At 70.9% G+C, this 10,840-nt stretch carries 11 protein-coding genes; 9 read left to right on the plus strand and 2 right to left on the minus strand.

The window, feature by feature from the left end; translation table 11 throughout:
- Positions 1–110 precede the first annotated feature (110 nt).
- Positions 111–1,739 (plus strand): globin domain-containing protein, encoded by a 1,629-nt coding sequence (locus tag ACZ52J_RS03620; RefSeq protein ID WP_465615495.1) that lies wholly within the window; start codon positions 111–113, stop codon positions 1,737–1,739.
- Positions 1,740–1,751: 12 nt separating this feature from the next.
- Here the strand turns inward: ACZ52J_RS03620 and ACZ52J_RS03625 are convergent, their stop codons facing one another.
- Positions 1,752–2,294, minus strand: coding sequence for an NUDIX domain-containing protein (locus ACZ52J_RS03625; RefSeq protein WP_465615497.1), 543 nt, complete (start codon positions 2,292–2,294; stop codon positions 1,752–1,754).
- A gap of 175 nt (positions 2,295–2,469) precedes the next feature.
- Here ACZ52J_RS03625 and ACZ52J_RS03630 point away from each other — a divergent pair, with 175 nt between their 5' ends.
- Positions 2,470–2,895, plus strand: a complete 426-nt coding sequence (locus ACZ52J_RS03630; RefSeq protein ID WP_465615499.1) for an SsgA family sporulation/cell division regulator — start codon at positions 2,470–2,472, stop codon at positions 2,893–2,895.
- A 110-nt stretch (positions 2,896–3,005) separates the two neighbouring features.
- Here ACZ52J_RS03630 and ACZ52J_RS03635 read toward each other — a convergent pair whose 3' ends face one another.
- Positions 3,006–3,386, minus strand: coding sequence for a phage holin family protein (locus tag ACZ52J_RS03635; protein ID WP_465615501.1), 381 nt, complete (start codon positions 3,384–3,386; stop codon positions 3,006–3,008).
- A 108-nt stretch (positions 3,387–3,494) separates the two neighbouring features.
- On the opposite strand from ACZ52J_RS03635, the gene ACZ52J_RS03640 reads away from it, so the two are divergent.
- From ACZ52J_RS03640 to ACZ52J_RS03670, 7 genes are all read left to right on the plus strand, one after another.
- Complete coding sequence (locus tag ACZ52J_RS03640) at positions 3,495–3,812, plus strand: cupin domain-containing protein (protein WP_360498096.1); 318 nt, start codon at positions 3,495–3,497, stop codon at positions 3,810–3,812.
- 58 nt (positions 3,813–3,870) lie between these two features.
- Positions 3,871–4,539, plus strand: a complete 669-nt coding sequence (tenA, locus tag ACZ52J_RS03645; RefSeq protein ID WP_465615503.1) for a thiaminase II — start codon at positions 3,871–3,873, stop codon at positions 4,537–4,539.
- A 282-nt stretch (positions 4,540–4,821) separates the two neighbouring features.
- On the plus strand, positions 4,822–5,022 hold the full coding sequence (locus ACZ52J_RS03650) for a DUF5326 family protein (protein WP_360498092.1): 201 nt from the start codon (positions 4,822–4,824) through the stop codon (positions 5,020–5,022).
- A 319-nt stretch (positions 5,023–5,341) separates the two neighbouring features.
- A complete protein-coding gene (gene thiC / locus ACZ52J_RS03655) occupies positions 5,342–7,150 on the plus strand; it encodes a phosphomethylpyrimidine synthase ThiC (protein ID WP_465615505.1) in 1,809 nt (602 codons plus the stop codon).
- A gap of 320 nt (positions 7,151–7,470) precedes the next feature.
- The gene (locus tag ACZ52J_RS03660) at positions 7,471–8,700 is read left to right on the plus strand and encodes a hypothetical protein (RefSeq protein ID WP_465615507.1); all 1,230 of its coding nucleotides are present in this window, start codon (positions 7,471–7,473) and stop codon (positions 8,698–8,700) included.
- Positions 8,701–8,812: 112 nt separating this feature from the next.
- Entirely contained in the window at positions 8,813–8,965 is a 153-nt protein-coding gene (locus ACZ52J_RS03665; protein ID WP_465615509.1) for a thiamine biosynthesis protein ThiC, read from the plus strand.
- Between the two features lie 714 nt (positions 8,966–9,679).
- The coding region (locus ACZ52J_RS03670) for an ice-binding family protein (protein WP_465615865.1) at positions 9,680–10,840 on the plus strand (1,161 nt) is incomplete at its 3' end.

The following is a 10,840-nucleotide window of genomic DNA, read 5'->3' on the forward strand; positions in this document are numbered from 1 at the left end:
ATGAGCAGTTCGGGCGTGCCACGCTGCCTAGGCGTCAGCAGAGACAAGCCAGGTGGTGGCGCAGGCCGGCCGGAGGCGAAACGATTCTCTTGGGTACTCGAAACGTAGCGGTGAAGTCCCGCAGAACACTTCTGGTCCGCACCGGGCACGGCTCGGCGGGGGTCGCCTCCGTCCCGGGCCTGCCGGAGCTCCCGCCCGAGGGAGTGATGGTGACGGAGGCGCCGTCGACGGAGGGGACCGTACGGCCGCCGATGCCGCTGGACCCGCCGGACCTGCCGCCGGTGGCGGAACCGGTGGGAAACCTGGAGGCCGTCCGCCCGCTGAACCCGGCGATCCCGGCCATGCCATCCGTGCCGCCGGCCGTCCCGTTCGAACCGTCGGCCGTCCCGGCGCCGACCTACCCGGAGGCGGTCTCGACCACCGGCACCTCGCCCGCCTTCCGTCCGCTGTTCGCCGATGCGCCCGGGCTCAACTGGTCTGGTCCGGGCGATAGTTGGAGCGACGCCTGGGGGGCGGTACCGGTGTCCGCCGAGCCCCGCCCGCCCGCCGTCCCCGCCCTTGAGCACTCCGTCCCCGCCGTGGAAGTCCCCGCCGTCGAACTGCCGCTCACCGCCCGGGACATCGAGCTGATCAGGGCCAGCCTCGCCGCCGTCGAGCCGGTCGCCGACCGGGCCACCGCGCACTTCTACGCGCTGCTCTTCCTGCACCACCCCGAGGTCCGCTCGCTCTTCCCCGCCGCCATGGACGTCCAGCGCGACCGGCTGTTCCGTGCCCTGCTGGCCGCCGCGCGCGGCGCCGAGGACCCGGTGGCCCTGCGCGCCAGGCTGGGCGGGCTCGGCCGTGGCCACCGCCGGTACGGCACGCTGACCGGCCACTACGCCCCGGTGGGGGAGTGCCTGGTGCAGGCGCTGGCCCGGTACGCGGGCGGCCGCTGGGACGCCGACACCGAGCTGGCCTGGCGCCGCGCCTACCGGCTGATCTCCTCGATCATGATCGAGGCCGCTGAGGAGGCCGCCCGCACCTCGCCGCCCTGGTGGCAGGGCGAGGTGGTCCGGCACGAGCGCCGCACCCGGGACATCGCGGTGATCACCGTGCGCCCGGACCAGGCGTACCCGTTCCGCGCCGGGCAGTACACCAGCCTGGAGACGCCCTGGTGGCCCCGGGTCTGGCGGCACTACTCCTTCGCCTCCGCCCCCCGCCCGGACGGGCTGCTGACCTTCCACGTCAAGGCCGTCCAGGCGGGCTGGGTGAGCAACGCGCTGGTCCACCGGGCCGCGCCCGGGGACGTCCTGCGGCTGGGACCGGCGGCCGGCTCGATGACCGTCGACCACACCGCCGGCGCGGACCTGCTCTGCCTCGGCGGCGGCACCGGCATCGCGCCGATCCGCGCACTGGTCGAGGAGGTCGCCGAGCGCGGCGCGTCCGGCCGCCGGGTCGAGGTGTTCTACGGCGCCCGCCGCGCCGCCGAGCTGTACGAGCTGGACGGGCTGCGCGAGCTGGCCCGGGCCCACCCCTGGCTGACGGTGCGCCCGGTGCTGTCCGGAACCGGCCCGGCCGAGGGCGCGCTGACCGGTGAACTGCCCGAGGTGGTGAGCCGGTTCGGCCCGTGGACGGGCCGGGACGCGCTGCTCAGCGGACCGCCCGCGATGGTGCGCCGGGGCGTCGGGGTGCTGCTGCGGTCGGGCGTGCCGGCCGAGCGGATCCGGCACGACCTGGTCGGCGACCTGGCGGCGGGCTGAGGACCCGGGTGATCACCCGAGATCGGGTGCGAGGAGCGCGCGGATGCCCTCGATGTTGGCCGCCAGGTACGACCGCAGCCGGGGTGGGACGACGTTGACCGAGGTGACCCCCTCGCGGGTGAACGGCAGCCGGACCACCTCGTACTCGCCGTTCGGCTCCGTCACCTCCGGCCCGTGCCGCCGGCTGAGGTCCATCGAGGCGAGCCGGCAGACGAAGAAGTGCTGCACCTTGACCCCGTGCGGGTGCAGGAGCGTGCCGTCGTCGTGGTGGGTGTGGCTGATGGTGTCGACGAAGGCGGGCACCACGTCCACGATCTTGCCGCCGAGTTCCTCGTCCACCTCGCGGTGCAGCGCCTCGACCACCGTCCGGTCGCCGCGCTCGACCCCGCCGCCGGGGGTGATCCAGTACGGGTGCGGCGCGCCCGGCCGGACCCGCCGGATCAGCACGATCGAGGCCGGGCCGTACGGATCGTCCGGGTCCAGCTCCAGCAGGATCGCCCGCGCGGTGCGCTTCACGACCGGGCGCGGTGGCGGGGTGCGGTTCTCGGGGTCCATGGCCACCTCCGGGGCAGGAGCGTTGTGCGGAAGTCTCCCGCGCCGGGAATGCGTCGAAACCCGGGGAATGGGTCGAAACGCCGTCGCGAAACCGTCGTAAAACCGTCGAACCGTGTCCGGCCGCCATCGGACCCGGCGTACCGGCCGTCCGGGCAGAACGAGAGGTACTGGCGCCATGCAGCACAGCACAGTCCAGGGTCACCTGGTGATGAACCTCGTGGTCTCGCACGAGCTCTCCGTCCGCATCCCGGCGGAGGTGACGTACCGGGCCGACGATCCGTACGCGGTCCGGTTCGCCTTCCACCTGCCCGGTGACGCGCCGGTCACCTGGTTCTTCGCGCGGGAGCTGCTGCTCGACGGGATCGGCGGCCCGGCGGGCGAGGGCGACGTGCACGTCCACCCGGTCGGCGAGGAGCTCTCGGAGGTCCGCATCGTGCTGAGCTCCCCCCACGGCGAGGCGGTGCTGCGGACCCCGTCGGCGCCGCTGACCGCCTTCCTGGCGCGCACCGACCGGCTGGTGCCGATGGGGCAGGAGCTCACCGGGCGGGAGCTCGACGCCGAGCTCGCGGAGATCCTCAGAGGGCGCGAGAACGCGGGGTGAGCGGCCGGGGGCGTGAGCGGCCGAGGGCGCGGTCGCCGCAACGACGGAGGGGCCCGTACCCGGTCGGTCCACCGGGTGCGGGCCCCTCGCGCGTACGCGCACGACGGCGGTCAGTCGTCGTCCAGGGCCAGGTGCAGGCCCCAGGCCACCAGGCTGATGATCAGCGAACCGACCAGTGCGGCCCCGAAGTTGGTCACATGGAAGTCCAGCTCCAGCCGCCCTGACGCCCACGAGGTCAGCATCAGCATCAGAGCGTTGATCACGAAGGTGATCAGGCCCAGCGTGAGGATGAACAGCGGGAACGAGAACAGCTTGACCACCGGCTTGATCAGCCAGTTGACGACGCCGAAAACGACGGCGACGCCGAGCACCGTGAGTGCCTTGTGCTGCCAGTCGGCCTTGCCCTGGGCGAGTTGGATGCCGCTGACGATCCAGGCGGCGACCCAGATGGCCGCCGCGTTGATCAGTGTCTTGATGACGAAACCCTTCATGCCGCCCAAGCCTGGCAGGCACCACCCTCCCGGGGGAACCACCCCACGGCGGGTTGGTGTTGAATGCCCCTGGTTCCGGAGGTGGACGAACGAGGAAGGACGGCGCCGGTGAAGCTGTTCCGGCTGGACGAACTGGACGCCGAACGGGCGGCCAACGACGGCGCGTACCTGCGGTTCCTGCGCGAACCACGGATGTCCGCCGGGCTGTACGCGCTCTCCCCCGGCGACACCGACCCGCAGACCGCGCACGACCAGGACGAGATCTACCAGGTGATCAGCGGCCGGGCCGAGCTGACCGTCGGCACCGAGACCGCGACCGTCGCGCGCGGCACCGTGGCGTACGTCCCGGCCGGCACCCCGCACCGGTTCCACCACATCACCGAGGAACTGCGGGTCCTGGTCGTGTTCTCGCCGCCCGAGGCCTGAACCCCGGGGACTGAACACCGGGGCCTGGGCTTCGGCCCGGCCGTCTAGGGTCGTTCGTATGACCCGCAGCCTCACCGAAGAACTCTGGGCGGCCATCGAGCCGGTCTACGCCGAGATCCTGGCCCACCCCTTCCTCGCCGGCCTCACCGACGGCACCCTGCCGCGCGAGGCCTTCCGCCACTTCGTCGTCCAGGACTCGCACTACCTGCGCGACTACGCCCGCGCCCTCGCCGTCTGCGCCGCCAAGGCGCCCGGCGAGGAGGACGTCCGGGCCTTCGCCGACGACGCGGTCGGCGCGCTGGCCGCCGAGCAGGGCATGCACGCCGAGTTCCTGACCGCCTTCGGCGGCACCGCCGCGCAGGCCGCCGCCGAACTGGTGCTGCCCACCACCCGGGCCTACACCAGTTACCTGCTGGCCACCGTCTACGGCGGCTCCTTCGCCGAGGCCGTCGGCGCGGTACTGCCCTGCTACTGGATCTACGCCCGGGTCGGCGAGGCGCTGCTCGCCCAGGGCTCCCCCGACCCGCTCTACGCCCAGTGGATCGCCACCTACGGCGACGAGGCGTTCCAGTCGGTGGTCCGCCGGGTGCTGGCGCTCACCGACCGGCTCGGCGAGGAGCTCTCCCCGGTCGAACGCCGCAAGGTGGTCGAGCACTTCGTGACCACCTCGCGCTACGAGTGGATGTTCTGGGACGCCGCCTGGCGCGGCGAGCGCTGGCCGGTCTGACCGGCGTCCGACCGGCGTCTGACCGGCCGCCGACCAGCGGCGGACCGGCGGTGGACCGGTTCCCGGCCGGTGCGGCGCGGGCCACCTCGGGGGCCTTCTAGGGGATCTCCCCGGAGGTCGGCGGAGGGTGTCCCCGGGGGTCGGGGTCGGGGTGATCTCGGGGTTCTCTCCGGGCCGTTGGGCCTCGTTCCGGCACTCGGGCCCCCGTACGATCGAAGTATCGAAAGCAAGCGGGATGCGGCACCGGACGGCGGCCGACCCAAGGGGAGAAGAGGAACGGACATGGCTGAGCTCTGGAAGTCGCTGCCCTCGTGGGTGCGCAACATCGTCATCCCGGTGCTGGTCCTGGTGCTGGCCTGGAACGTCGTCGCCTTCGTCTTCGGCGTCGTCGGGGCGCTGCTGAGCATCGCGATCAAGCTGCTGGTGGTGGTCGGCATCGCGGCCGCCGTGGTGATCCTGGTGAAGAAGGCCGCCAAGAGCTGACCCCGCTCCTCCATCGCCGCCCTGAGGCCCGGTCCCCGTCACGGGGAGCCGGGCCTCGGGCGTTCCCCGAGCCGAGGGGATCCGCCGGTGGGCGTGCCCGTCGCTCCGCCCGTGGCGTCACCCGTGGACCCCCTCTGGACCTGCGGCGATCGGCTCGCTACGGTGTTGGGCGTCATGTGCAGGCAACACCGCCTGCGACGCGGGAGCTCGGAGCACCGGGCTGAGAGGACGCTGACCGGACCGTCGACGGACGGACCGACGGCTGCGTCGACCGCAGGAACCTGGACCGGGTAATGCCGGCGTAGGGAGTAGAGGTCAGATGACCACGTTCGAAGCACAGCCGCAGCCTGCCCAGAGCACCCCCAGCAGTGAGCGCACCGGCTACCCGACCCCGGCCTGGCGCAAGGCCTACCGCGAGGGATCCCGCCCCGACCTGCGGGTCCCCTACCGCGAGGTGCGGCTCACCAACGGCAAGGCCGTCCCCCTGTACGACACCTCCGGCCCGTACACCGACGCGTCGTACGAGCCCGACGTCCGACGCGGCCTGCCCGCGCTGCGCGACGCCTGGATCCGCCAGCGCGGCGACGTCGAGGAGTACGACGGCCGCGAGGCGCGCCCCGAGGACGACGGGATCAAGCACACCGCGCCGCGCGGCGGAAACCTGCGCAACCTGGACGCCGTCTTCCCCGGCCGCCCGCGCCGCCCGCTGCGTGGCCGCGGCGGTGTCGCCGTCACCCAACTCGCCTACGCCAAGGGGGGCGTGGTGACCCCCGAGATGGAATACGTGGCACTGCGCGAGGGCCTGGCGCCCGAGTTCGTGCGCGCCGAGGTGGCCCGCGGCCGGGCCGTCATCCCGGTCAACGTGAACCACCCGGAGGTGGAGCCGGCCATCATCGGCACCAACTTCCTGGTGAAGATCAACGCCAACATCGGCAACTCCGCCGTCACCTCCTCGATCGAGGAGGAGGTGGAGAAGATGACCTGGGCCACCCGCTGGGGTGCCGACACCGTCATGGACCTCTCCACCGGCCGCAACATCCACACCACCCGCGAGTGGATCCTGCGCAACTCCCCCGTGCCGATCGGCACCGTGCCGCTCTACCAGGCCCTGGAGAAGGTGGACGGCAAGGCCGAGGAGCTGAGCTGGGAGGTCTACCGGGACACCATCATCGAGCAGTGCGAGCAGGGCGTCGACTACATGACCGTCCACGCCGGCGTGCTGCTGCGCTACGTCCCCCTCACCGCCCGCCGCAAGACCGGCATCGTCTCCCGCGGCGGCTCGATCATGGCCGCCTGGTGCCTGGCGCACCACCAGGAGAACTTCCTCTACACCAACTTCGAGGAACTCTGCGACATCCTGGCCACCTACGACGTCACCTTCTCGCTCGGTGACGGCCTGCGCCCCGGCTCGATCGCCGACGCCAACGACGAGGCGCAGTTCGCCGAGCTGCAGACCCTCGGCGAGCTCGGCCGGATCGCCCGCGAGCGCGACGTCCAGGTCATGATCGAGGGCCCGGGCCACGTCCCGATGCACAAGATCAAGGAGAACATGGATCTCCAGAAGGAGATCTGCGACGAGGCGCCGTTCTACACCCTCGGCCCGCTCACCACCGACGTCGCCCCCGGCTACGACCACATCACCTCCGGCATCGGCGCCGCGATGATCGCCTGGTGGGGCACCGCCATGCTCTGCTACGTCACGCCCAAGGAGCACCTGGGCCTGCCCAACCGGGACGACGTCAAGACCGGCGTGATCACCTACAAGATCGCCGCCCACGCCGCCGACCTGGCCAAGGGCCACCCCGGTGCCCAGGAATGGGACGACGCCCTCTCCGACGCCCGCTTCGAATTCCGCTGGGAGGACCAGTTCAACCTGGCCCTCGACCCGGAGACCGCCCGCGCCTTCCACGACGAGACCCTCCCCGCCGAACCCGCCAAGACGGCCCACTTCTGCTCCATGTGCGGCCCGAAGTTCTGCTCGATGAAGATCAGCAAAACCATCAATGAGAAGTTCGGCAACGGCCAGGCCTCGCCGGAGTACGACGAGACGGCTGTCGAGGGCATGAAGGCCATGTCCGAGGAGTTCAAGGCCCACGGCAACAAGGTCTACCTGCCGATGGCCGACTGACCCAGGACACCTGAGCGCCGCCCCGATCACCTCGGGGCGGCGCTCCGCTGTTTCCGGGGCTCCCTCCGGGCACCCGAAATCCCGTGGACGAGGCGGGCGGCCGGGTGCTGCCATGGTGGGACGGTTCTCCGTGCTGGAAATGGGAAACCTGTCGTACCGTCATAGTGGCTGCGCAGAGCTGGTTTTGGGGGAAGCGCATGGTCGGATCAGTGGCGAAGGCGGGAGCGTTCGTGACGCTCGCGGCACTCTCACTCACCGCGTGTGGAGGTTCGTCGGGTCCAGGTGATCCCAAGGAGTCCCGGACGCAGACCTCGGCTGCCGTGCCGTCCCAGTCCGCCGTGCCGTCCCGGTCTGCCGCGCCGGCCAAACCGATTCCGGCGGCGTTCGACAGTACAAGGGGATGGGAGGTCGAGGCGGGCAAGGACGGGAACCTGCGTGGTCCGGCTGTCGCATCCGACGCGGGACTGATCCTGTTCCGTTCGATCTCCGAGGACAAGAAGACCGCCAGCGTCCTCGCCTACGACGCGAAGACCGGTGCGATCCGCTGGCGGAGCAAGCCGGTCGCGAATCCCACGCGCGACAGCCTGGACGCCGACGCCATGGTGTTCGTCACGCACAAGGCCGGTAAGGAATACGTGGTCCTCGCGGTCACGGGTACCGAAGGCGGGGACGGTGTGAACCGGGCGAGCGGCGTCACACGGCTTGCCGCGTACGACACGGCGTCCAGCGGTGAGGCGGCGCCGGTCAAGGAGACCACGGTCCCGGACAAGGCCACCGGTTACGGCGTTCAGCGCGACGGCGGCCTCACCGCGGTGCAACTGGGCCGGTCCACGGCCGTGGTGGACGTGCTCTCGGGCCAGGTCACCACGTACGACCGGAACAACGCCGCCCTGAACGCCCCCAAGCCCTGCGAGCTGGCCTTCGGCTCCTGCAACACCAGTACGGGCGTCACAGCGCTGACCCCGGCCGGCCCGCTGGTTCAGGGCCGGGGCGCCTTCTGGGCGCTCGGCGGCTGGTTCAGCGGCGACGTGGTACCCGCAGGGGCGAGCGCCATCGTGGGCTCCAGCACAGTGACGGCCTACGGATCACCCGATGGCCATGTCGTGGCCGCGTGGCCGTCCACCGGGCACGACAACGACAGGTCCGTCTGGGCCGTGCACGACGGCGGGACCGGCCAAGTGCTCGCCACGGTCGAGTGCACGGGGAAGAAGGCCACGCCCCGACTGTCGTCCGACGGCCGCTACCTGATCGCCGACTTCGCGGTCTTCGACCTTCAGGCGAAGAAGGGCTACTGCTTCGAGGCGACCGGCGCCCGCAACCCCGTTCAACTGACCACGGTGGACAAGGACGGAACGGCGTACGGCAACGCCAAGACACCCGACCAGAACACCGGCGGCCTGAGCGATACACCGACCTCGGTCGTCCTGGCCACCGGCCAGGCATCCGCGCTCCCGGCCGGGACACTCGTCCCGGACCTGATCGGTGCGGACGCCGCGGTCTTCGGCACCGACACCGGCATCGGCCCCGTCCTCGTCTACCCGCGGCGCTGACCCTGCCACGGCACGCCGAGCCGTCCCCGAGTCGCGCCCCGATGCCGCCCAGAAGGCATCACGTCGGCGCATTCAGACGCGATGTGCTGGTTTCGGACTGAAGTTGTCGTCGATGAAGATCTCGCAGAAGATCCGCGACGAGCACGGCGACGGCGCGACGGCCGTCGGCACCGAGTTCGACGCCGAGGCGCTGGCCGGCATGCAGGCCATGTCCGAGGAGTTCAAGGCCCACGGCAACAAGGTCTACCTGCCGATGGCGGACTGACCGCAGGTACCGAGGCGCTGCGCTGGGATCCCGGAAGGGGCGTCCGGCGCAGCGCCTCGAACATGCGGGTGCGCAGGTGGAGTCGGCCGGCGGACTTCTCGGGTGTGCGTCAGAGTCCGAGGATTTCGCGGATGAGGCCGAGCTTGTGCTCCGGGGAGAGGTCCTGGGGACGGCCGACGAGCAGGCCGTTCATGACGGTGGGGACGTCGGAGCCGTCGGGGGCCTGGATGGCGTCGATGACCTGGCAGCGCAGGCCGCCGTCCCGGAGGAATACCCATACGTCGTGTTCCTGCCGCGGCTCCCTGTTCTCTCCCGGGGAGAGCCGCCAGGTCGGGAACCAGCCGAGCCCCTCCTCGGTAAGACTCTGCTATGGCGCCGGTGGCGACCTGGGCAGCGGACGCGAAGTATGCCCCCGTCGCTCGGTCACAGGCGAACGACATGCCGAGGCGGGGGGAATCTCCCCGATCGGCGCTGGTGCGTCACTCCGTTGCATCTTTATCAGTCTCTTCTTTCTATGTTGTTGTTGCACGGTGTAGTTAGTCGGTGACTCCTCATCACCTCGCCTGGCCGGCAGCCGCTCTTCGTGGCGCCTCCGGCGCGAGTGCGAGGGGTGGGGCCGGACCGAAAGCTCACCAGCGGCGCTCCGAATCCCCCCTTCGGGTGACGGAGTTCAGCGGCGACAAGAAAGGTCTTTGTCCTATGGCAGTCGATGCCATGTTGTCCGCTCCACCAGAACGAGGGCGTAGACGATCTCGACTCGCGGGAACGTTCGTCCTGCTGTCCGGATTGACGTTGCTTGCGTCGGCCGGTCTGGCCACGATTCCCGCGAATGCCGCAACGGCACAAGTGGGGTTGGGGACCGACACCAGCTATGCGGTCCTCGCGGGCTCAACCGTCACCAACACCGGCTCCAGCGTCATCAACGGCGACCTGGGGCTCTTCCCGGGCACCAGCGTGACGGGCTTCCCCCCTGGAGCCGTGAACGGGGTTCAGCACGTCAACGATGCGCAGGCGGCGCAAGCCCAGTCCGACCTTGTCATCGCCTACAACGACGCCGCCGGTCGGGCCCCCACGGCCATCCTGACCTCTCCCGGCGACATCGGCGGACTGACGCTGACGCCTGGCGTCTACAAGGCGAGCTCGTCGCTCAACCTCACCGGGACCGTCACTCTCGACGCCATGGGCGACCCGAACGCCGTCTTCATCTTCCAGATCGGCTCCACCCTCATCACGGCTCCGTCGAGTGTCGTCAGCCTGGTCAACGGAGCACAGCCCTGCAATGTGTTCTGGCAGGTCGGTAGCTCCGCCACCATCGACGTCAACTCCTTCTTCAAGGGCAATATCCTGGCCCTCACGTCCATCAGCGTGAACCACGCCTCGGTGATCGAAGGCCGCGCCCTGGCGCGCAACGGCGCCGTCACTCTGGACGACAACACCATCACGAGGGCGGCCTGCACTGTCGGCCCCCCTGGGCCGAGTGGCCCGGCTGGGCCGAGTGGCCCGGCTGGGCCGAGTGGCCCGGCTGGTCCTCCTGGTGCTGCCGGTTCTCCGGGTGCGCCTGGTCCCAACGGTGCGCCTGGTCCTAACGGTTCGCCGGGTGCTCCGGGTGCTCCCGGTCCCAATGGCGCGCCTGGTCCTAACGGTTCGCCGGGTGCTCCGGGCGCTCCCGGTCCCAACGGTGCGCCTGGTCCTAACGGTTTGCCGGGTGCTCCGGGTGCTCCGGGCGCTCCCGGTCCCAATGGCGCGCCTGGTCCTAACGGTTCGCCGGGTGCTCCGGGTGCTCCCGGTCCCAACGGTGCGCCTGGTCCTAACGGTTCGCCGGGTGCTCCAGGTGCTCCCGGTCCCAACGGCGCGCCTGGTGCTCCGGGTGCCAAG

The sequence above is a fragment of the Kitasatospora sp. NPDC034035 genome, from assembly GCF_055575755.1.